Genomic DNA, 21,326 nt, shown 5'->3' with positions numbered 1-21,326 from the left:
TTTTCCAGATTCCGAGATCGCCTGTAGCTACGAGCGGTGGCGAACGGCGATTGCTCGACGGTGAGGGTCATGATTTCGGGAGATAGTCCGCGAGGGAAGTACGTAACAGTAAACACAGCGTAGTGTTCGCCGACCGCACACGACAGTGGCCCGCAACTCAGAGCACGAGATAGCCAGCGGTCCGCCTCCTTAACAGTAACGTACTCCCATTCGAACAGGAAATGCGGCTTAATGAGTCATTTCCATGAATGCCGACAGGCAGCCCTGTGGCTACCGGGGATCGGCTTTCGGCACGCGGTAAAAGCCATGGAGAACGCATCGGCGCAGAGGGGGCTATGGAAACTGATGCTGAGGCTACCCGCGTTGCGCGGTCAGCTGCAGATCCTCAGCGTGCGAAACACTGATCTGCGAAGTCTCTGCGATGCCTTCGACGATGCCAGCGCAACGCTGTCGCGTCTCTACAAAGAGGTTCCCATGAACCCGAAGATGATCGCCGAGTACGAGACTGTCTGCTCGGAAATCGAGAGCGAGGTCGTGGAACTCTGTCTCAGCCTGGATCACAAACAGTTTTAAACGGACGTGCCGGAATCGCACATCGCCGCCTCCAGGAGAATTTTTTTTCAATCATACAGTATTATTTATAGCGTTTCGCTAATATTGGTCTCGAAAATGCAACAATTTCGCCCGTCAACCATGGCGTAATCGTATTTACCTGCCATTCTCACTTCTATAAGCTGTTGCTAAAGTTGCGACTTCAGCGGGGGAGCCGATGGAGAGTGGTGTAGCGGGGGACGTCCTCGGCGCGAGCGTCGTTCCCGTTGAAGACGCTCAGCGGGAACTCGATCGGTTGCTTGCCGATCCGGCTTTTCGCACACCTGAGCGCAACAAGAGTTTCCTGAGATTCGCTGCCAACGAATATTTCGGGGGCAGGGCGGAGTCCGTAAAAGCCTACACCATCGCCGTCGATGTGTTCGGCCGCCCGTCGACTTTCGATCCAACGCTGGATCCGATCGTCAGGATCGAGGCGACGAGGCTGCGAACAGCGCTCTCGCAGTACTACGATTCACGACCGGAAGGCGCTTGTGTGCGCATCGACCTGCCGAAAGGCCGTTATGTTCCGGTCTTTTCCCCGATCTGCACGGAACAGCCAGCGACCGCACCGACGTTGCTGGACCGAATACGAAACCGAGGCACCGTCGCGAGCGCGAACACCGATAGGCGACTGTGGCTGACGCCGGCGCTGGCGATTGTAACTGTTACAGCCCTCGTAACATGCGCGGGCGCAATCGGGTTCTGGTTGCCGCAGTCGGGCGTGTGGAGCCCACCTGTCTGGACCGACAAGCCCATCGTCACCGTCGATATGAAGGTTCCGAACGATGCGACAGGTGCCAACGCCCAGTTCGTCCACGATGGCATCATGGTCGCGCTTTCGCAGTTTCAGACCTTCCGGCTTGCATCCGCGACGGAGGATAGGCCCGTCGTTTACACGTCAAGCATTGGCAACACGACCAATTCCCGCAGCCACCCATACCGCGTTACGCTAAAATATGCGGAAGAGGGCGGCGACGCCTCCGTCTGGTGGCGCGTCACCGACGACGCCACCGGCGAAGTGCTGCGCTCCGGCGTCGAGCATGGCGGCGGCGCCCAATTCGGCATGACCGGCGAGCAGGCGCTTGCAGCCAAGGTCGCCATCCGGCTTGCCGGTCGGCGCGGCGCCATCAACGACGTCGAGATGAGCAAGGAACTGACTGCGCCGTCGCTCGGCAACGGCTGCGTGTTGTGGGCGCAGGCGGCGGTTCAATCCCATGATCAAGCACAGAAGAGCTCCGCCGCCGATTGCCTGAGGGCCACACTTGCCGTCTCGGCCACGTCCTCCGATGCGAACGCAATGCAGGCGATGCTGATGGCGAGCGCCGATCCGACGGAAGCACTGGCGATCGCCACCAGAGCCGTCCGGCTCGCGCCCTCTTCCGATCGCGCTCAGCTTGCCCAAAGTCTCGTCCTCTTCGAGGCCGGCCGCATGGATGCCGCGATCGCCGCGGGCTATCGTGCGATGTCGCTCAATCCCGCAAACAGCGCGGTTATGGCAAAGCTGGGCTTGATGGTGTTCCTATCCGGCAAATGGGCAGAAGGCGTCGCATTGGCGCGGAAATCCGAGGCACTGGAAACCGAGGACAGTCCCGATGCCATCGTCACGCTGGCACTGGAGGCCTATCGTACCGGACGATATGAGGACGCATTGCGGAATGTGGCTCAGTTGGCGGAAACCGACAACGGTACCGTCAACGTCCTGACTGCCGCCGCGCGCGGGCAACTCGGCAACCCGACGGAGGCCGGGGCAACCCTCAACATCACCGGCGCTGATCCGGCTAAGCTCGAGGCCTATTTTCAAACCATGCGCGCTCGGCAATACGCACCCAGCCTGATCGATGCGTTGGAAGCTGGGCTGTCGAAGGCTGTCGAGCGCGAAAACTGATGCGCTAACGGGATCAGTGGCCTCAGTACCCCTCGCATGAGGAAAGTCGGAAGGCTTCGAGTATCCTCAATTGGTGAGTTCCGCCGGCTGCGAGCCGCTCTGGAAGATCTGGTCCACCTGGTTTGCCTTGTTCGCCGGCGGCGCTGTCCTCGGCATTTCCGTGATCGCGATCGGCGCCGTGATCGCCGCGCCGGCGACCTTGCCGACCGTGCCTGCCGTTCCGGCGAGAACGGCGGTCACGCCCTGCGCGACGGAGACGTCAGAGTCCGTCAACGTCTGCCCGGTCACCAGCCGCTGCCCGATCAGCTGAACGATCTCCGGGCTTTCGGCGAACTTTCCATGGTTCAGACTATCGCCCGATTTCACCTTGGTCAGGTCGAAAACGTTGATGCCTGCCTTTTCCAGTTTCGATCGATAGGGTTCGGCGGACGGATCGATGGCTCCGAGCCTCAGCACGTCGCCCGAAATGAGGCGGGACGCCGATAGTGCCCGGTCGTCTTGGGAGACGAAGACCGTAAACTTCGGATGGTTCGGTCCAAGCTCGGTGAACTGACGAGCGAAGACGTCGATGTCGATGTCGGGCGAGGCGAGGATCACGTTGTTGATCTTCGGATTGACCTTTCCGTCGCGAATGGCCATCTGCCGCAGGGATTCCATTGCAAGCCAGGTCCCCATGGAATGGGCAAGGATGGTGATGTCCTTGACATCAGGGTCGGCGGCCAGCGTTCTCAGGGCGTTTTCGAAGGCGGTGCGCGAATAGTTGGTGCTTTCCTTGTCGTAGACATAGTCGAACAGGCGCGCGCGCGATGGCCAAGTGAACAGGATGGGCGTGGCCTGGGCGCCGGAATCGTGGACGATCTGGGCGAAGCGGAACACAGAATCTTCGTAGGTATTGTTGAACCCATGCACGAAAACGAGCGCACGACCGTCAACGATGTGCTGCTTGAACCAGGCACGGCCGTCGTCGACGGTGTGCAGCTGGTCGAGCTTCGTTACGGCGAAGTCGGTAGCAGGGTTCGGCGGCAGCCGTTTGGGCCATTCCACTTCGCCCGGCTTGCGGTGCGTCTCGGGCGGAATCGAAATCTGCACCGCTGTCAGGTATGGCCGAGGGCTGCGCTCGCCGGCAAATAGGGTGGCGGGATTGCCAGAAGGAGCACGGCTGGTCGCGACCAGCATATCGACTTTGCTTGATCCTGGCACCGGGCGGACTTCCGCCACGGGCACCATCACTCCCTTGGGGTGGCCTGCGCACGAAGCCAGGAGCAACGCGATCGCAAGGATGGCTTGGGCACGGAATGCTCTTTGACGCATACGCTGCTCTCACGGTTGGGCGCTGTCCCAGGTCCCAGATCCCAGTCCGCGGCACATCCTTTACCAAAAGCCCGGCGCATTGAAGTAACGTAACCGTTACGACGACTTCCTGCGTAGGGCAGAGCGCGGTTATAGCCTGAAATTTCCGCTATGAAGAGACCCTCGATCGGGTTCTTCATCGTCTGATGCAATTAGGTCACGCGCCTTCATCTATACGCGCGCGGCCATCAATTGTATGATAATTTCCCATGTGGGCATGGTCGGCTTTGCTGGCGGGCTTGTCCGGTACGGCCTTTTCGCTTTATACGTCCGCTGTATATTCACTCGCAACGGTGGGCGCTCTGTCGTTGTTGTCCCGCTTTAATAGAAGATATGTCTAACGCATAGTCCTTCAGATTATGGAAGGGCGTATGCGCAAATTCAAAATGCTGCAGTGCCCGTCGCTTTAAGACGCGCCGCGCTGTGGACTGGAGGGATTGGTTGCGCGGCAAATTGCTTGAAATACGGAAGAAAAGAACCCGGACCAGCCACGCGCAGGTCGTCGACGAGCTCGGAAAGGCGATCGTATCTGGCGCATTTCCGGTGGGCGGGATACTTCCCGGCGACGTCGAGCTGCTCGAGCGCTTCAAGGTGTCGAGAACGGTCCTGCGTGAAAGCATGAAGACGCTGGCGGCGAAAGGGCTCGTCGTTCCGCGCGCGCGTGTCGGCACGAAGGTGACCGAGAAGAACCTGTGGAACATGTTCGACAGCGAGGTCCTCACCTGGCATTTCGACAGCGGTGTCGACCAGGAATTCCTGCTGCATCTCTATGACATCCGTCTGGCGCTTGAACCGTTCGCCGCCGGCCTGGTGGCGGAGCGCGCGGACGCTGAAGAGATCGAGGTCTTGCGCCGGCTCGCAACCGACATGGCGGCGCAGGGGCATACGCCGGACAGTCTCGCCGTCGCCGACCTGCATTTTCATCTGGCCGTCGCCGATGCCTCCCACAATCCCTTCATGCGCACCGTGGGCAGCCTCATCGAGGCAGCGCTGGTCGGCATGTTCCGCATGAGCACGCCACCCTCGCACGACGGCTACCGAAACATCTCCGCGACGCATATGCTGATCGTCGATGCGATCGCCGCCGGCGACGTCCCGGGTGCGCGCAAGGCGATGGAAAACGTCATCATCGAAGGCCGCGACCGGATTCTCGCGAGTTCCTCCATTCCCCAACGCAGGTGATCCGTCGCGATTTTCGCCTTGGTCCCCTTGTCGACTTGCTGCTATGAGACGACGAAACGGCCGTTCGTCTCGGCACTTGGCCGCCCCATGTTTCGGAGCTTGAAATGGAACGCACCTGCCTTGCCGTCGTCCTAGCCGCGGGCGACAGCACCCGCATGAAGTCGTCGATGTCGAAGGTGCTGCATCCCGTTGGCAGGCGGCCGATGATTGCTCACGTCATGGAGGCGATCGCCCGTGCGGACATATCGACGGCAGCACTCGTCGTCGGCCGTGACGCTGACGGCGTCACCGCCGCCGCGCGCATCGACGGCATGAAAGTCGATGCCTATCTGCAAACGGAGCGGCTCGGAACCGGCCATGCGGTGCTCGCCGCCCGCGAGGCTATTGCCGCGGGTTACGACGATATTCTCATCGCCTACGGCGACGTGCCCCTGATCACCGAGGCGCCGCTTCGTGCAGCCCGCCAGGGCCTGGCTGACGGCAACGACGTCGTCGTCATCGGCTTTCATACTGAACGCCCGACCGGTTACGGTCGCCTCCTCGTCAAGGACGGCGAACTTATCGCTATTCGCGAGGAAAAGGATGCCACCGACGCCGAACGGCGCGTCAACTGGTGCAATAGCGGGCTGATGGCCATCAACGGTCGCAAGGCACTCGACCTGCTCGACCGCATTGGAAACGACAACGCCAAGGGCGAATACTATCTGACCGACGTCGTGCAGATCGCCCGCTCGCTCGGCGGCCAGGCGGTCGCGGTCGACGCTTCGGAGACCGAGCTGACCGGCTGCAACAATCGCGCCGAACTCGCCGTCATCGAACGCCTGTGGCAGGAGCGCCGGCGTCACGAACTGATGATCTCCGGGGTTACCATGATCGCGCCCGAGACCGTTTTTCTCGCCTACGACACCGTTATCGGCCAGGACGTCGTGATCGAGCCCAATGTGTTTTTCGGACCGGGGGCCGTTGTCGAAAGCGGTGCGGTCATCCACTCGTTCTCCCACATCGAGCGTTCCCGCATCGGAGCCGGCGCGGAGATCGGACCTTTCGCACGGCTGCGTCCGGGCGCTGAACTTGCGGCAAATTCCAAGGTCGGCAACTTCTGCGAGGTCAAGAACAGCAAGGTCGGGGAGGGCGCCAAGGTTAACCACCTGACCTATATCGGCGACGCCACGATCGGCGCCCACGCCAATATCGGCGCAGGCACCATCACCTGCAATTACGACGGCGTGAACAAGTTCGAAACCCATATCGGAGCAGGCAGCTTCATCGGCTCGAACTCCTCGTTGGTGGCGCCGGTAAGCATCGGTGAAAACGCCTATGTCGCATCCGGCAGCGTCATCACCGCAGACGTTCCCGCCGAAGCGCTTGCCCTCGGCAGGGCGCGCCAGGAAGTCAAACCCGGCCGCGCCACCGTGATCCGCGAACGCGCGCTTGCCATGAAGGCGGCGAAAAACGCCAAGGAATAGGCCGTCCAATCGTAACGGTCAGATATCGAAAGTGACCGGTCAGCTTATTGAGAAACCTCGGCAAGTCGATAGAACTCGCCACTCGGCGCATGACCCTATCCGAAGTTCCTAGTCGACTCGGCTGTCGGGTCATGCGCCCATGAGATATTCGCAGCTGCGTGCATGCATCGCACTGCGATAGGGATAGGACACGGGAGAATCGCGATGTGCGGCATAGTGGGGATTGTCGGTAAGGACGCGGTCGCGGAGCGGCTCGTCGATGCGTTGAGGCGCCTGGAGTACCGCGGCTATGATTCGGCAGGCGTCGCGACGATCCACGAGGGGCGGATGGCGCGCCGTCGTGCGGAGGGCAAACTTTTCAATCTGGAAAATCGTCTTCACGACGAACCGCTTCCGGGCGCGACCGGTATCGCCCACACGCGCTGGGCTACCCATGGCGTACCGAACGAAACCAATGCGCATCCGCACTTCGTCGACGGCGTCGCCGTCGTCCACAACGGCATCATCGAGAATTTCTCCGAACTTCGCGAGGAGCTGAAGGCCGAAGGTGCCGACTTCGCCTCTCAGACCGATACCGAGGTGGTCGCGCAGTTGCTGGCCAAGTACATCCGCGAGGGCATCCCGGCGCGCGCGGCGATGCTGAAGATGCTGAACCGTGTGAAGGGCGCCTACGCACTTCTCGTGATGTTCCGCGAAGATCCCAATACGCTGATGGCGGCACGCTCCGGGCCGCCGCTTGCGATCGGCCACGGCCGCGGCGAAATGTTTCTCGGCTCCGACGCGATCGCACTTGCTCCTTTCACCAACGAGATCACCTACCTCGTCGACGGCGACTTTGCCGTCCTTACGCGCGACGGCGCTAAGATTTTTGATTTCTCCGGAAATCCGGTCAGCCGCCAGCGGCAGGTTTCCCAGGCCGCGGCCTATGTAGTCGACAAGGGCAACCACCGGCATTTCATGGAGAAGGAAATCTACGAGCAGCCGGAAGTCATTTCGCACGCGCTAAGCCACTACGTGGATTTCGCCAGCAACCGCATCCGCGTCGATGCCACGGGGATCGATTTCAAGGCGATCTCGGGCCTTGCGGTTTCCGCCTGCGGCACCGCCTACCTCGCCGGGCTCGTCGGCAAATACTGGTTCGAGCGCTACGCGCGCTTGCCGGTCGAAATCGATGTTGCCTCCGAATTCCGCTATCGCGAAATGCCGCTGTCGCCGTCGCAGGCAGCGCTCTTCATTTCGCAATCGGGCGAAACCGCCGATACGCTGGCTTCGCTGCGCTATTGCAAGGAGAACGGACTGAAAATCGGCGCCGTGGTCAACGTCAAGGAATCGACGATCGCGCGCGAATCCGACGCCGTCTTCCCCATCCTGGCCGGACCCGAGATCGGTGTGGCGTCGACGAAGGCATTCACCTGCCAGCTTGCCGTTCTGGCGTCTCTGGCGATCGGCGCCGGCTGCGCGCGGGGAATAATCAGCGCCGACGAAGAAAAGGCGATGCTCAAGCACCTCGCCGAAATGCCGCGCATCATGGCGAGCGTGCTGAACCTCATCCAGCCGCAGATGGAAGCGTTGTCGCGCGACCTCTCGAAATACAAGGACGTTCTCTACCTCGGGCGCGGCACAAGCTTCCCGCTGGCGATGGAAGGTGCGCTGAAGCTCAAGGAAATCTCCTATATTCACGCAGAAGGCTACGCCGCCGGCGAACTGAAGCACGGGCCGATCGCGCTCATCGACGAGAACATGCCCGTGATCGTCATCGCGCCCCACGATCGCTTCTTCGAGAAGACCGTATCCAACATGCAGGAGGTCGCCGCGCGCGGCGGCAGGATCATCTTCATTACCGACGAGGCGGGGGCTGCTGCCTCGACGCTTCCGACGATGGCGACGATCACGCTGCCAAATGTCGATGAACTCATCGCGCCGATGATTTTCGCGCTGCCGATCCAGCTGCTCGCCTATCACACCGCCGTGTTCATGGGCACCGACGTGGACCAGCCGCGAAACCTCGCAAAATCGGTGACGGTCGAATAGCCGGGCGATTTGTCCGCTCAGCGGTAAAGTCGCTGTGAACCGGGCGCATGGAGCGCCCGGCTTTCCATCTATCGGGTTGTGCGCACCCGCGATTTCTGGCAGCTTCCACTAGTAGCTGGAGGTGGGCGGAATCGATCGGCTTCTGAACGGAGTGCACGAACGGCGAATGTCGCATCATCTCATCAAGTTGTCCGTGGCGGCGCGGATCAGGAATAATTTCCTGACGGGGCTCATCATTTGCGCGCCGATCGCTATCACTCTGTGGCTGACGTGGACGGTCGTCCATTGGGCTGACAGCTGGGTGCATCCCTATATTCCCGCGCGCTATGATCCGGAAAACTACCTGAATTTCGCGGTCCCCGGCACGGGCCTCGTGATTGCGATGATCTTCATCACGATCATCGGCTTTCTCGGCAAGAACCTGATCGGTCAGACTATCGTGCAGTTCGGCGAATCGGTCGTGCGCCGCGTGCCGCTGGTGAGGACGATCTACAAGGGCGTCAAACAGATCGTCGAAACGGTGCTGAACGAGCAGAGCACCTCCTTCAAGAAGGTCGGGCTTATCGAATACCCGAGCCCTGGGCTTTGGTCCGTCGTCTTCATCTCGACCGACGCCAAGGGTGAGATCGCTTCGAAATTCAACGCCATGGGCCAGGACATGGTCAGCGTTTTTCTGCCTCCGACGCCGATCCCGACGGCTGGTTTCCTCGTTTTCGTACCTCGCGAAAAGATCGTCATCCTCGATATGAGCGCCGAGGATGGAGCAAAGCTTTTGATTTCGGCTGGTCTTGTGACGCCGGAATATAAGGAAAAGCTCACGCGCAAGCCGCACCGCAGCCCCGTCGCGAGCTAGTCTTCCCTGAGCACTTTCACGGTGGACCTCGCAAGGACGCGACGCGATCGCTCGCGACGGTCTGAGGAGCTGCGTACTACAACTGTCATCTGGCCATCATGTTTTCGTCCTGGATGGTTTGGCGAAGGGCGCGCGGATATCTTCTCCATTGACGCGAGAAAATCAGCCGACGTTCAAATCGCGTCCCTCCCATGGAAGAGTCGCGCGGTTACTACAGAAGGAAGACTCCTTGCGTTTGCGGTTCTGTTCTCCAGAGGGCCGGCAGGTCATCTTGAAAGAATCCGGAAATACCGTATTTTACGGAAAACTGGAGGCTCATGATGACATCTACTGTAACCGCGGCTGCGGTTTCCAAGAATTTCGGCGCTTATCAGGACCAGGCGGTGCGTGAACCGGTGATCATTACCAAGAACGGACGGCCACGTACGGTTCTGATGGCGTATGAGGACTACCTCCGTCTGGCGAAGCGTGATCGCCGCGTGCAACTGACCGCCGGCTTGAGTGATGAAGAGGTCGCCGCGATTGAAACTTCGGAAATGGAACCGGGTTTCGATCACCTCAACGCTGAGCTGCTGACTGGCAAGCATGCTGCCGACTGATGTGAAGGTCGGGTGGATCTTCCGATACTCCTATCTTTGGCATTGGCAGCATCTCGAAGGTCGCGAGGAGGGTGACAAGGATCGCCCCGTTTTGGTGCTCGCCGTTGTAGCGATACTGGAAGACGGAGCGCCGATCGTGCGCGTTCTTCCGATCACCCATTCGGCACCGTCCACGCCAAGCGACGCGATCGAGATCCCTCCAGCGACGAAACGCCGCCTTGGGCTGGACGACGAACAATCTTGGATCGTCTTGACCGAGAGCAATCGATTTGTCTGGCCAGGACCAGACATTCGGCCGATCGATAGTGACAGCGGTTACCACGGTCCTCTGCCGCCAGCATTGTTTGAAGAGGTTAAGCGCCGCTTTGTGGAGATCGCGCGCGGACAGCGTCATCGGGCGACGGAGCGGAGCGAGTAGCCCGCGCTCCGGCCGATACTATCCGGCCCTGAGGAAGCGGATCGCTTCGTCGCGACGGTGTAGATAGAGCAGGGTGCGAACCGCGTTGCCCCGCTCGCCGGTTAGATCGGGATCACGCTCGATAAGATAGGCGGCATCCTTGCGGGCGATCTCCAACAGGTCCGCATGCGCTTCGAGGCTGGCGATGCGGAAGCCCGGCGTGCCGGACTGGCGTGTGCCCAGGAGTTCGCCTTCGCCACGCAGCTTCAGATCCTCTTCGGCAATGCGGAAACCGTCTTCCGTCTCCCGCATGATCGACAGGCGCGCACGGCCGGTTTCGCCGAGCGGCCCCTTGTAGAGCAGGATGCAGGTCGATTCCTCGTCGCCGCGCCCGACGCGCCCGCGCAGCTGGTGGAGTTGCGCCAGACCGAAGCGTTCGGCATGCTCGATGATCATGATCGTCGCATCCGGCACGTCGACGCCCACCTCCACGACCGTAGTGGCGACCAGAAGGCGGATTTCGCCGTTCTTGAAGGCCATCATGACCGCGTCCTTCTCGGGCCCGCTCATGCGGCCATGGATGAGACCGACGCCGTCTCCCAACGCTTTCGTGAGCGTCTGATACCTTTCCTCGACCGACATCAGGTCGGACTCTTCCGATTCCTCGACCAGCGGGCAGATCCAATAGGCCTTCTTGCCCTCTGCAAGCGCGCTCTCAAGACGCGCGACGATGTCGCCGGTGCGCTCCGTCGGGATGGTGATGGTCTGGATCGGCTTGCGGCCCGCCGGCTTCTCGGTGAGTTTCGAGACGTCCATGTCGCCGAAGGCGGCAAGCACAAGGGTGCGCGGGATCGGTGTCGCGGTCATGACCAGCATATGCGGCGAGATGCCCTTCGCCGTCAGGCGCAGGCGCTGGTGCACGCCGAAACGATGCTGCTCATCGACGACGGCGAGCATGAGGTTAGCGTAGGAGACGCTGTCCTGGAACAGCGCATGGGTGCCGATGACGATCTGCGCCTCGCCGGATGCGATGCGTTCAAGGATCGCGTCGCGCTCGCGGCCTTTCGTGCGCCCGGTCAGCACTTCCACCCCGAGACCCGCGGAGGCAGCCAGCTTGGAGATCGTCGCGAAATGCTGCCGCGCGAGAATTTCCGTCGGCGCCATCAACACGGCCTGGCCCCCGCTCTCGATCACCGCGGCAATGGCTAGCAGCGCGACGAGCGTCTTGCCTGAGCCGACATCGCCCTGCAGAAGCCGCAGCATGCGCTCGGTGCCCGCCATGTCCTCAAGGATCTCGGCGACCGCCGCCGTCTGGCTGCGCGTCGGGGAAAAGGGCAGGTTATCAAGTATCTTGCGACTGATCTCGCCTGTCGGTCGCACCGGCTGTCCGGCCACCTTTCTCAGCCGCTGGCGCACCAGGGCGAGCGAGAGCTGGCCCGCCAGGAACTCGTCATAGGCGAGCCGCCGGCGCATCGGGGCTTGCGGGTCGATATCGGAGGCGTCGCGCGGTTCGTGCAGCATCCGGAAGCTGTCGGCGATGCTGGAAAAGCCCTGCTTCTCATATAGCGCCGGTTCGATCCACTCAGGGAGCTCCGGCATTCGAGCGAGTGCTGCTTCTATGGTCTTGCGAAGGAATTTCGGTGAAAGCCCCGCCGTCAGCGGATAGACCGGTTCGATCAGCGGCAGGTTTTCCGCCTCGCTCTCGCGCACGATGTAGTCCGGATGCACCATCGAGGGCCGGCCGTTGAACCAGTCGACCTTGCCGCTCACGGTGACGGTTTCATCGATCGGCAGTTGTTTTTCCAACCATTGGGCCTTGCCGCGGAAGAAGACCAGCGACAGTTCTCCGGTCTCGTCGTGTAGAAAGACGCGGTAGGGAATATTGGCGCGCCCGCGTGGCGGCGGCTGGTGGCGATCGACCCGACCGGTGATCGTGACGATCGCGCCCTGTGGCGCCCGTGCGATACCCGGTTGCTCGCGACGGTCGATGAGTGAGGAGGGGGCGTGAAACAAAAGATCGATCGCCCGGCAATCATCGACCGTTTCACGATCCGTAAGTTTCACCAAGAGTTCGGCGGCCTTTGGCCCGACGCCCGGCAGCGAGGAAACGGATGCGAATAGGGGATCGAGAACGGCAGGGCGCATGGCGCGCAAGATGCGATGCAGCGCCGGCGCTGGCAAGTCCGAATAGCGGTCGCAGGCACCGGGGCGTTGCCCCTCCACTGACACTTTCCGCGTGAGAGGGCCAAAAACCGGTTTCCTCAGTTCGAGGCAATGATTTATAGAGGCGCATCAACAGGAAGGTCACTTCGATGACAGGCGTCACACTCAGCAGTTCCGATCTCGACCCGCGCCGCAGGCGCATCCTGTTTCGCTGCTGGCATCGCGGCATCCGCGAGATGGATCTGGTCTTCGGTCAGTTTGCCGATAACGAGCTGCCCACGCTCTCGGAAGGCGAACTCGACGAACTGGAGCGGATCATGGCTGAAGAGGACAATGACCTTGTCCGCTGGATCCTCGGTACGCTGCCGGTCCCCGACCACTTGAATACGCCTCTCTACGCCCGCATCGCCGCCTATTCGCCCGATTTCGAGAAGGTGACGGCCGAACTCCTCGGGAAAGCCTGATGATCCCCGGCTTCGACATCAAGAAACTCGCGGCGATCGTCGAGCCGCTGACGATCGGCAACGTTCCTGTCGGGCTCGAGCCGCTGCTGCTTGCCGAGCTTGCGCGCGCCGGCCAGCCGGTGGCCTATGTCATGTCCGACGGTCAGCGCATGGCCGATCTGGAGCAGATGCTCGGCTTTGTCGCACCCGACATTCCGGTCCTGACGCTGCCGGCCTGGGACTGCTTGCCCTACGACCGCGTTTCGCCAAGCTCGGACACGTCCGCCCGCCGTTTGACGGCGTTGAGCGGCCTGATCGCGCATCGCCACAAACCGCATGCGGGTATCGTCCTCGTCACTGTCAATGCCATGCTGCAGAAGGTGGCGCCGCAAGACGTGATCGAAAGCCTGGCCTTCTCTGCGCGTCCCGGCAACCAGGTGCGCATGGACGATATCGCAGGCCGGCTGGAGCGCAACGGTTTCGACCGCGTGGCGACCGTGCGCGAGGTCGGGGAATACGCCCTGCGCGGCGGTATCCTCGATGTCTTCGTGCCGGGGACCGAAGAGCCGGTGCGGCTCGATTTCTTCGGCGACACGCTTGAAAGCATCCGCAGCTTCGATCCCGCCAGCCAGCGCACCATTGGTCAGGTTCGGTCTCTTGATCTGAATCCGATGAGCGAAGTGACGCTGACGCCGGATACTATCAGCCGCTTCCGCAAGAACTACCTCTCCTCCTTCGGCGCGGCGACGCGCGACGATGCGCTCTATGTCGCCGTCTCCGAGGGACGGCGCTATGCCGGCATGGAGCACTGGCTGCCGCTTTTCTACGAGAAGCTGGAAACCGCCTTCGACTATCTGAAGGGGTTCCGGCTTGTGGTGGATCACACCGCGCGCGAGGCGGCGGAAGAACGTTCGAAGCTGGTTTTCGACTACTACGAGGCTCGTCTCAACGCCGGTGAAGCCCGCAAGGGCCAGATGGCGCAGGGTACGCCTTACAAGCCGGTGGCGCCCGGCCAGCTCTACCTTGACGGCAAGACCTTTGCCGGGATGCTCGACGGGCTGAATGCCGTCCGCATCTCGCCGTTCAACGAGCATGAAGGCGAAGCGCGCCGGGTCGTCAATTTAGAGGCACGGCAGGGCCTGCGCTGGGCGCGCGCAGCGACGGAAAACACCGAGGCCGAGCGCGTCAACGTCTTCGACGCCGTAGTCAAGCACATCGCCGACCGGCGCTCCGCTGGCGCCAAGGTTCTAATCACGGCCTGGACCGAGGGCTCGCTCGACCGCCTGCTGCAGGTGCTGGCCGAGCATGGTCTTGGCGGCGTCAAGGCGATCGGCGCGCTGAAGGATCTCGGTGGTCTCGGGAAAGGCGAGGCGGCCGCGGCCGTTCTCAGCCTGGAAGCCGGGTTCGAAGCCGGCGACCTCTGCGTCATCGGCGAGCAGGATATTCTCGGCGACCGCATGGTGCGCCGCTCGAAGCGCCGCAAGCGCGCCGCCGATTTCATCTCGGAAGTGGCGGGCCTCGACGAAGGCTCGATCGTCGTTCACGCGGAACACGGTATCGGGCGGTTCGTGGGCTTGAGGACGATCGAGGCTGCCGGCGCCCCCCATGCCTGCCTCGAGCTGCAATATGCCGACGAGGCGAAGCTCTTTCTGCCGGTCGAGAATATCGATCTTCTGTCGCGCTACGGCTCGGAAGGCAGTGATGCCCAACTCGACAAGCTCGGCGGCGGCGCATGGCAGATGCGCAAGGCCAAGCTCAAGAAGCGGCTGCTCGACATGGCCGACGGCCTGATCCGCGTCGCGGCCGAGCGCCTGACGCGGCATGCGCCGGTGCTTGCCGCACCAGACGGCATCTACGACGAGTTTTCAGCTCGCTTTCCCTATGAGGAGACCGAGGACCAGATGACCGCCATCGAGGCGGTGCGCGAGGATCTCGGGGCCGGGCGGCCGATGGACCGTCTCGTCTGCGGCGACGTCGGCTTCGGCAAGACGGAAATCGCGCTGCGCGCCGCCTTCGTGGCGGCGATGAACGGGGCACAGGTGGCCGTCGTCGTGCCGACGACACTGCTCGCGCGCCAGCATTTCAAGACGTTCACCGAACGCTTCCGCGGCCTGCCGATTCGGTTGCAACAGGCCTCCCGTCTCGTCGGCTCAAAGGAGCTTGCACTGACGAAGAAGGAAGTGGCCGACGGCAAGACCGATATCGTCGTCGGCACGCATGCCTTGCTCGGCGCCGGCATCAGCTTTGCCAATCTCGGCCTGCTGATCATCGACGAGGAGCAGCACTTCGGCGTCAAGCACAAGGAGCGCCTCAAGGAACTGAAGTCCGACGTGCACGTGTTGACGCTGTCGGCGACACCGATCCCGAGAACGCTGCAGTTGGCCATGACCGGGGTGCGCGAACTATCGCTGATCACGACGCCGCCGGTCGACCGTATGGCCGTGCGTACATTCATCTCACCCTTCGATTCGCTCGTCATCCGCGAAACGCTGATGCGCGAGCACTATCGCGGCGGCCAGAGTTTTTATGTCTGCCCCCGGCTCGCCGATATCGAGGACATCCGGGCCTTCTTGCAATCCGACGTCCCCGAGTTGAAGGTTGCGGTGGCGCACGGGCAGATGGCGGCTGGCGAGCTCGAAGACGTCATGAACGCCTTTTACGACGGCCGCTATGACGTGCTGCTATCGACCACCATCGTCGAATCCGGCCTGGATGTGCCGACCGCCAACACGTTGATCGTGCATCGTGCCGACATGTTCGGCCTGGCGCAGCTCTATCAGCTCAGGGGCCGCGTCGGGCGCTCCAAGGTTCGCGCCTTTGCGCTTTTCACGCTGCCAGTCAACAAGGTGCTCACGGCAACCGCCGAGCGGCGGCTGAAGGTGCTGCAGTCCCTCGACACGCTTGGCGCCGGCTTCCAGCTGGCGAGCCACGACCTCGATATCCGCGGTGCGGGCAACCTGCTTGGCGAGGAGCAGTCGGGGCACATCAAGGAAGTCGGCTTCGAGCTCTACCAGCAGATGCTGGAGGAAGCAGTCGCCGAGGTGAGGGGTGTGGACGAGATCGCGGATACCGGTTGGTCGCCGCAGATTTCGGTCGGCACGCCGGTGATGATCCCTGATGACTACGTGCCGGATCTGCATCTGCGCATGGCGCTCTACCGTCGCCTCGGCGAGGTAGCGGAACCGAAGGAAATCGACAGCTTCGGCGCGGAACTGATCGACCGCTTCGGGCCGATGCCGATCGAGGTGCAGCATCTGCTCAAGATCGTCTACATCAAGTCGCTCTGCCGCATTGCCAATGTCGAGAAGCTTGATGCCGGCCCGAAGGGCGTGGTCGTGCAATTCCGCAACAAGGAATTCCCGAACCCGGCAAACCTCGTCGGCTATATTGCCAAGCAGGGCTCGATGGCGAAAATTCGCCCCGACCACAGCGTGTTCCTGACCCGCGACTTGCCGACGCCGGAAAAGCGGCTGCAGGGCGCTGCCGTCGTCATGACGCAATTGGCGGAAATGGCGAAGTGACCTAATTTCTGTAGACAAGCCTCCGACCTCGATCAGCGGGCACGTTCGCGTCGCGGGCAGACGCTGGCCCGAACGGCTGCTTCGCAAGGCGGATGGTGACTGTCAAATAGCCATGCCGGAACCGCCGGAGGCGGAAATCCCCGGTTCAGCGGCATGTCGTTTCGGACGGGGCGCCTGAAGTTGCCTCGTGAAACTAAAATAGATGGCGTCTTCCGGCACCCCGTTCGGCGGTTTATGCCCGCAACTCTGGTCTCTCTGCGACCCTCGCCACCTCCATCGGCAGCGAGAACCATGTGTGCCGCACAGGCACGTCCGGAGCGAAACCCGTCGGCGCGTCTCCACGCCGCCGCCGTCTCCGGAGGGAGACCTTTTTCTGCGGACCCTCGAGGAGGGGGCTTACGTCGTTCCCCAACCCCAAGCGCCGACCCCACCTCGCCGCGACGCCTCGCGGTGTATCCGATGGCGGGACGGAGGGATTGTGGCATGGCTGCGAGCAAGGGGGATGAAAAAATGATTAAGTGATTGAATTTGCTTTCTCAGGCCTTTGTTTCATGTCCGGCTGTTATCCTGTTTGCGACATGAGCCGACCCCAGAAAGCCGTTTGCAGGGTGCTTTGGTCGTCTGCGCACTTGGCGAAAACGGCGAAATAGCCTTGATGTTGTGTAGACAAATGTGTAGTATTTCGTCATGCGGGTTGGGGGCTTCGATTGGGATGAAGGCAATTGGCCGAAATGCGCGAAGCATGGCGTCTCGCGCGAGGAAATAGAGCAGGTTCTGCTCGGTACACCCTCAGTCATGCCGGATCCGCATCCTGATGAGCCGCGCATGCGGGCCATCGGCAAGACTGAGACGGGGCGATATGTCTTTCTGGTGTTCATGCTGCGCCGGATCGATGGCGAAACCAGGCTTCGCCCCATAAGTGCCCGCTACATGCATCAGAAGGAGATCGACGGTTATGAGCGCAAAAGCTAAGCCCATGCCCTCGCTTCGCAGCGACGAAGCGGCTGAGCGGTTCGTCGAGGAAGCGGACCTGACGGCCTATGATCTTTCAGGCTTCAAGCCCATGCGTTTCGAAGTCGAGCCAAAACTGGCCTCTCTGAACATGCGCCTGCCGCAACCGCTGCTGGACGCCTTGAAGCGCAAGGCGAAGGCGCGGGGCATTCCCTACGCGCGCTATGTGCGCATGCTGCTTGAGAATGACTTGGCCAAGTAGCGCTATAGTCAGTTTAGATTGGCTCGAGCTTCGGCCTTCATTTTCGCGATGTCGCGCAGTGCGCCCGCAAGCACATCGGGCGTTTGTGCGCCGCTGACCGCATATTGCTGATCGAAAATGAAGAAGGGAACGCCGGAAACGCCCATCTGGCTGGCGGCGCCGATTTCGGCAACCACCAGGTCGCGATCCGCGTCCGATGCCAGCAGCGAGGCGACGACCGGGACGGCGAGGCCCGCCTCTGCGGCGATGTCGATCAGGACCTCGTGGTCGCCGACGTTGCGGCCCTGCTCGAAGTTGGCCTTGAAGAGCGCCGTGACGACCCGCTCCTGTTTTTCCCGGTCCTCGGTTCCGGCCCAGTGGATCAGGCGATGCGCGTCGAGTGTATTCGGGCCGATCTTGATGGCGTCGAAATCGAAGGCGATCCCTACCTCTTTGCCGAGCTGCACCAGCTTCTGGTGCGCGGATGCGACCCGCTCCGCGCCGCCAAGCTTCTCGGCGAGAGCCTTCTTCTGGTCGACACCTTCAGGCGGATAGTCCGGATTGAGGCGATAGGGGCGCCAGTTGATGTCGACGCCGATTTCGTCCTGCACCTCGGCGATGGCAAGCTCGAGCCGCGCCTTGCCGAGATAGCACCATGGGCAGACGACGTCCGAGATGATGTCGATCGTTATGCGCTCCATGGCTGATCCTTTCTCTTTGGTCGCCGGTTATTTCCCGTCTAGGGCTCTTAGCCCGTTTCCGTCTTTCTTCGAAAGACCGAAACGTTCTATTCGTTTGTTTTTTGCGCAATTCCGGACGGAAAGCCGCGTCACACTTTTCCTGGGATTGCTGTAGCCCGCGCTTGCAATCACTGCGCGGAGGCATCCCACCAGGTGGGCAACTGATACCCGTAGAGCGGCACGTCCTCAGGATGGCCGATGCGCTTGCGCCGCGCGACCCACTGCTGATCGACATGGTAGAGGGGGACGACATAGTGGCCGGATATCAGCATCCGGTCGAAAGAGCGCACGGCATCGCGGAAATCCTCGGCCGTGTGCGCCGACAGGATATGCGAAACGAGCGTGTCCACGTCCGGATCGGCAACGCCCGCGAAGTTCTCGCTGCCTTCGCGATCGCGTGCCGCCGAGCCCCAGCGTCCGATTTGTTCGGTTCCCGGAGACAGCGACGACGTGAAGGACTTGATGATCATGTCGTAGTCGAAAGCCATCGTGCGGCGCTGATACTGCGAATCATCGACGGTGCGAATCGTGACCGCAACGCCTAGCAGTTCGAGCGACCGGCGAAAGGCAATCGCCAACCGCTCCTGATCGGTGTTCTGTGTCATGATCTCGAACGCCAGCTGATGACCCTTAGCATCGACCATCTTGCCGTTCTTGATGGTGAAGCCGCCTTGCTTCAGCAGATCGACCGCCTTTCTGAGCACCGTGCGGTCGCGGCCGGTACCGTCCGATACCGGCAGCCTGTAGCTGCCGTCGAGTACGGCGGGATCGATACGGTCCTTGATGGGGCCGAGCATCGCCAGTTCATGTTCGTCCGCCGGCACGCCGAACGAAGACAGATCGGAATTCTGCCAGTAGCTTTCCGTCCGCGTATAGGCGTTCGACGACAGGTTCCTGTTCACCCACTCGAAATCGAAGGCGAGCGTCAGCCCTTCGCGCACCTTGGGATTGGCGAAGACAGGGCGTCGGGTGTTGAAGACGAAACCGAGCATACCGCTCGGGAGCTTGGGTTCGAAGACGTCGCGAACGACTGCGCCGGACGTGACGGCGGGAAAATTGTAGGCCGCCGCCCAATGCCCGGGGCTGCCGTCCTCGTAGATATCGACGTCGCCCTTCTTGAAGGCCTCGAAGAGGGTCGTCTCCTGCAGGAAATAGTCGATGGTGATAAGGTCGTAGTTATCGTGCCCGACCTTGGATGGCAGGTCCTTGGCCCAATAGTCGGGATTGCGCTCGAAGACGATGCTCTCGCCCGGGTTCACGTTCTTGATCCGGTAGGGGCCGGAGCCGATCGGGGCGGTAAGCGACGTCTGGTCGAACTTTGCCGGATCGATGGCGTGCTTGGGCAAGACAGGCGAAAGCGCAAGGATCAGGGGCGTTTCCCGGTCAGCCTTTTCGTTGAACGTGAACCTGACACTATGATCGCCGACCTTCTCCATGCGGTCGACAGTGTTCAGACGCGCCGAAAACGGCACGCGGCCTTTGTCGCGGAGTAGCTCGAACGAGAATATGACGTCATCAGGCGTGACCGGTTGGCCATCCGACCACCGCGCAGCGGGGTTGAGATTGAATTGGATGAACCTGCGCGCCTCATCCCATTCAACGCTCTCGGCGAGCAGCCCGTACATCGTGAAAGGCTCGTCCCGCGAGCGCTGCATCAGCGATTCGTAGATGAGGTTGCCGTACTGCGGATCCCACATGCCGCGCGCGGTCGTGCGCATGCTCTTTAGAATGAAGGGATTGAGATTGTCGAAGGTGCCGACCACGCCATAGGTGATGTGACCACCCTTCTTGACGTTCGGGTTGACGTAGGGGAACGCCTTGTAGTCGGCCTGCAGGGCAGGTTCGCCATGCATGGCAATTCCGTGCAGAGGTTCCGCCGCGACGCCGCTGCAGCAGACGGCAAGGGCGAGGAAGAGAGCAACCCGAAGTGCTGGCATGATATCCTTTTCGGACAAGCGTTGATTCTGCGCGACTTTATCACGCCAGTAACACATCCAGCATGTGACTGGGGGAATTCTTAGGCGCGCGCAAGAAATGACCAAAGAAATGCTGGATATCCGCCGCAGTGCGATGTAACAGGTGATCCGGAGTTTCGGGTCATGCATTCGCCTCAATCTTTCGACAGGTGGACGGCGGTTTGACCGGTACGGCATGGAGCGGCAGAGGCTGCTCCGATCGGATTTCAGGAGGCGGATTTCGCTATGATGTTCAAGACTGACAATAAAATGCGGGCAGCTCTTTCTGCTCTGGCTCTCACGCTTGGCGCAGCAGCCCCAGCCGCTTCCTTCGCCCAAGAGGCCGCCGGCGGCGACGCTGCCGCTGCCGCGCCCGGCGCTCCGCGTCTCGGCTGGTACAAGACCTGCACCAAGCAGGACGACAACGACATCTGCATCGTGCAGAACCTGATCATGGCCAACAGCGGCCAGCTGGTGACGGCGGTCGGCCTCATCTCGATCGAAGGCAAGGTCAACCGCAAGGTACTTCAGGTTTCCGTCCCCTCCGCCCGCCTGATCCCGCCCGGCATCACCATGCAGGTCGATGGCGGCAAGGGCCAGAAGATCGAATATGCGGTCTGCCTGCCGGACAAATGCACGGCTGAAATCCCGGTTACGGATGCGATGATCGCAAGCCTCAAGAAGGGCACTGACGTGACCCTGACCTCGATCAACTTCCGCCGCGCGCCGAACCCGATCAAGATTTCGCTGCAGGGCTTCGGCGCTGCGTTCGATGGCGAGGCAATCTCCGAATCGAAGCTTGCCGAAAGCCAGAAGAGCCTGCAGGACAGCATGCAGAAGAAGGCCGAGGAAGCTCGCAAGAAGCTGGAAGACGCGCAGAAGGCCGCTAAGCAGCAGTAAGCAGCGCGCCTACCTCTGAAATACCGAACCCCGTGGACCGCTCGGTCCGCGGGGTTTT

Annotated in this window: 17 protein-coding genes; 13 read left to right on the top strand and 4 right to left on the bottom strand. The window is 61.5% G+C overall.

Annotation, left to right across the window (positions count from 1 at the left end; genetic code table 11):
- Positions 1-231 precede the first annotated feature (231 nt).
- The gene (locus AB4048_RS01225; protein ID WP_442200077.1) at positions 232-573 is read left to right on the top strand and encodes a hypothetical protein; all 342 of its coding nucleotides are present in this window, start codon (positions 232-234) and stop codon (positions 571-573) included.
- A 196-nt stretch (positions 574-769) separates the two neighbouring features.
- Positions 770-2,476, top strand: a complete 1,707-nt coding sequence (locus AB4048_RS01220) for a hypothetical protein (protein WP_442200076.1) — start codon at positions 770-772, stop codon at positions 2,474-2,476.
- A gap of 66 nt (positions 2,477-2,542) precedes the next feature.
- On the opposite strand, the gene AB4048_RS01215 is transcribed toward AB4048_RS01220, so the two are convergent.
- The gene (locus AB4048_RS01215) at positions 2,543-3,787 is read right to left on the bottom strand and encodes an alpha/beta hydrolase (protein ID WP_442200075.1); all 1,245 of its coding nucleotides are present in this window, start codon (positions 3,785-3,787) and stop codon (positions 2,543-2,545) included.
- Positions 3,788-4,267: 480 nt separating this feature from the next.
- Between AB4048_RS01215 and AB4048_RS01210 the strand changes: the two genes are divergently transcribed.
- From AB4048_RS01210 to AB4048_RS01185, 6 genes are all read left to right on the top strand, one after another.
- Positions 4,268-5,008 carry a FadR/GntR family transcriptional regulator gene (locus tag AB4048_RS01210; protein WP_442200074.1) on the top strand — a complete coding sequence of 247 codons (741 nt, stop codon included), beginning with the start codon at positions 4,268-4,270 and terminating at the stop codon, positions 5,006-5,008.
- Between the two features lie 104 nt (positions 5,009-5,112).
- A complete protein-coding gene (glmU, locus tag AB4048_RS01205) occupies positions 5,113-6,474 on the top strand; it encodes a bifunctional UDP-N-acetylglucosamine diphosphorylase/glucosamine-1-phosphate N-acetyltransferase GlmU (protein ID WP_442200073.1) in 1,362 nt (453 codons plus the stop codon).
- 204 nt (positions 6,475-6,678) lie between these two features.
- On the top strand, positions 6,679-8,505 hold the full coding sequence (glmS, locus tag AB4048_RS01200) for a glutamine--fructose-6-phosphate transaminase (isomerizing) (RefSeq protein WP_442200072.1): 1,827 nt from the start codon (positions 6,679-6,681) through the stop codon (positions 8,503-8,505).
- Positions 8,506-8,671: 166 nt separating this feature from the next.
- The gene (locus AB4048_RS01195; protein WP_442200071.1) at positions 8,672-9,358 is read left to right on the top strand and encodes a DUF502 domain-containing protein; all 687 of its coding nucleotides are present in this window, start codon (positions 8,672-8,674) and stop codon (positions 9,356-9,358) included.
- 320 nt (positions 9,359-9,678) lie between these two features.
- On the top strand, positions 9,679-9,957 hold the full coding sequence (locus AB4048_RS01190) for a type II toxin-antitoxin system Phd/YefM family antitoxin (RefSeq protein ID WP_442200213.1): 279 nt from the start codon (positions 9,679-9,681) through the stop codon (positions 9,955-9,957).
- On the top strand, positions 9,944-10,375 hold the full coding sequence (locus tag AB4048_RS01185) for a plasmid maintenance toxin (PemK-like) (RefSeq protein ID WP_442200070.1): 432 nt from the start codon (positions 9,944-9,946) through the stop codon (positions 10,373-10,375). Before AB4048_RS01190 ends, AB4048_RS01185 begins: the two co-directional genes overlap by 14 nt.
- An 18-nt stretch (positions 10,376-10,393) precedes the next feature.
- On the opposite strand, the gene recG is transcribed toward AB4048_RS01185, so the two are convergent.
- Entirely contained in the window at positions 10,394-12,499 is a 2,106-nt protein-coding gene (recG, locus tag AB4048_RS01180) for an ATP-dependent DNA helicase RecG (RefSeq protein ID WP_442200212.1), read from the bottom strand.
- 167 nt (positions 12,500-12,666) lie between these two features.
- Between recG and AB4048_RS01175 the strand changes: the two genes are divergently transcribed.
- The 4 genes from AB4048_RS01175 (at position 12,667) to AB4048_RS01160 (ending at position 17,694) form a co-directional block, all read left to right on the top strand.
- Positions 12,667-12,981 carry an FAD assembly factor SdhE gene (locus AB4048_RS01175; protein ID WP_442200069.1) on the top strand — a complete coding sequence of 105 codons (315 nt, stop codon included), beginning with the start codon at positions 12,667-12,669 and terminating at the stop codon, positions 12,979-12,981.
- A complete protein-coding gene (gene mfd, locus AB4048_RS01170; protein ID WP_442200068.1) occupies positions 12,981-16,481 on the top strand; it encodes a transcription-repair coupling factor in 3,501 nt (1,166 codons plus the stop codon). The genes AB4048_RS01175 and mfd overlap by 1 nt, the downstream gene beginning before the upstream one ends.
- A gap of 687 nt (positions 16,482-17,168) precedes the next feature.
- The gene (locus AB4048_RS01165) at positions 17,169-17,453 is read left to right on the top strand and encodes a BrnT family toxin (RefSeq protein WP_442200067.1); all 285 of its coding nucleotides are present in this window, start codon (positions 17,169-17,171) and stop codon (positions 17,451-17,453) included.
- Positions 17,437-17,694, top strand: coding sequence for a BrnA antitoxin family protein (locus tag AB4048_RS01160; RefSeq protein WP_442200066.1), 258 nt, complete (start codon positions 17,437-17,439; stop codon positions 17,692-17,694). Before AB4048_RS01165 ends, AB4048_RS01160 begins: the two co-directional genes overlap by 17 nt.
- An 8-nt stretch (positions 17,695-17,702) precedes the next feature.
- Here the strand turns inward: AB4048_RS01160 and AB4048_RS01155 are convergent, their stop codons facing one another.
- Together AB4048_RS01155 and AB4048_RS01150 are read right to left on the bottom strand one after the other, a co-directional pair.
- A complete protein-coding gene (locus AB4048_RS01155; protein WP_442200065.1) occupies positions 17,703-18,374 on the bottom strand; it encodes a DsbA family oxidoreductase in 672 nt (223 codons plus the stop codon).
- Between the two features lie 167 nt (positions 18,375-18,541).
- A complete protein-coding gene (locus tag AB4048_RS01150; protein ID WP_442200064.1) occupies positions 18,542-20,350 on the bottom strand; it encodes an extracellular solute-binding protein in 1,809 nt (602 codons plus the stop codon).
- A gap of 264 nt (positions 20,351-20,614) precedes the next feature.
- Between AB4048_RS01150 and AB4048_RS01145 the strand changes: the two genes are divergently transcribed.
- Positions 20,615-21,268 carry an invasion associated locus B family protein gene (locus tag AB4048_RS01145; RefSeq protein WP_442200063.1) on the top strand — a complete coding sequence of 218 codons (654 nt, stop codon included), beginning with the start codon at positions 20,615-20,617 and terminating at the stop codon, positions 21,266-21,268.
- The last annotated feature ends 58 nt before the right edge of the window (positions 21,269-21,326 follow it).

It is taken from the genome of Rhizobium sp. RAF56 (genome assembly GCF_052113965.1).
Classification (GTDB): domain Bacteria; phylum Pseudomonadota; class Alphaproteobacteria; order Rhizobiales; family Rhizobiaceae; genus Rhizobium.
Note: the sequence above shows the minus strand (reverse complement) of the source record. Positions and strands in the feature narration are given on the sequence as shown.

What these genes read in the sequence shown, in the direction of transcription:
- AB4048_RS01160 (WP_442200066.1), top strand. Translation starts at nt 17,437, where the DNA reads ATGAGCGCAAAAGCTAAGCCCATGCCCTCGCTTCGCAGCGACGAAGCG.
- AB4048_RS01150 (WP_442200064.1), bottom strand. Translation starts at nt 20,350, where the DNA reads ATGCCAGCACTTCGGGTTGCTCTCTTCCTCGCCCTTGCCGTCTGCTGC.
- AB4048_RS01190 (WP_442200213.1), top strand. Translation starts at nt 9,679, where the DNA reads ATGACATCTACTGTAACCGCGGCTGCGGTTTCCAAGAATTTCGGCGCT.
- AB4048_RS01195 (WP_442200071.1), top strand. Translation starts at nt 8,672, where the DNA reads ATGTCGCATCATCTCATCAAGTTGTCCGTGGCGGCGCGGATCAGGAAT.
- AB4048_RS01215 (WP_442200075.1), bottom strand. Translation starts at nt 3,787, where the DNA reads ATGCGTCAAAGAGCATTCCGTGCCCAAGCCATCCTTGCGATCGCGTTG.
- AB4048_RS01145 (WP_442200063.1), top strand. Translation starts at nt 20,615, where the DNA reads ATGATGTTCAAGACTGACAATAAAATGCGGGCAGCTCTTTCTGCTCTG.
- AB4048_RS01225 (WP_442200077.1), top strand. Translation starts at nt 232, where the DNA reads ATGAGTCATTTCCATGAATGCCGACAGGCAGCCCTGTGGCTACCGGGG.
- AB4048_RS01185 (WP_442200070.1), top strand. Translation starts at nt 9,944, where the DNA reads ATGCTGCCGACTGATGTGAAGGTCGGGTGGATCTTCCGATACTCCTAT.
- AB4048_RS01155 (WP_442200065.1), bottom strand. Translation starts at nt 18,374, where the DNA reads ATGGAGCGCATAACGATCGACATCATCTCGGACGTCGTCTGCCCATGG.
- AB4048_RS01220 (WP_442200076.1), top strand. Translation starts at nt 770, where the DNA reads ATGGAGAGTGGTGTAGCGGGGGACGTCCTCGGCGCGAGCGTCGTTCCC.
- AB4048_RS01175 (WP_442200069.1), top strand. Translation starts at nt 12,667, where the DNA reads ATGACAGGCGTCACACTCAGCAGTTCCGATCTCGACCCGCGCCGCAGG.
- glmS (WP_442200072.1), top strand. Translation starts at nt 6,679, where the DNA reads ATGTGCGGCATAGTGGGGATTGTCGGTAAGGACGCGGTCGCGGAGCGG.
- mfd (WP_442200068.1), top strand. Translation starts at nt 12,981, where the DNA reads ATGATCCCCGGCTTCGACATCAAGAAACTCGCGGCGATCGTCGAGCCG.
- recG (WP_442200212.1), bottom strand. Translation starts at nt 12,499, where the DNA reads ATGCGCCCTGCCGTTCTCGATCCCCTATTCGCATCCGTTTCCTCGCTG.
- AB4048_RS01165 (WP_442200067.1), top strand. Translation starts at nt 17,169, where the DNA reads ATGCGGGTTGGGGGCTTCGATTGGGATGAAGGCAATTGGCCGAAATGC.
- glmU (WP_442200073.1), top strand. Translation starts at nt 5,113, where the DNA reads ATGGAACGCACCTGCCTTGCCGTCGTCCTAGCCGCGGGCGACAGCACC.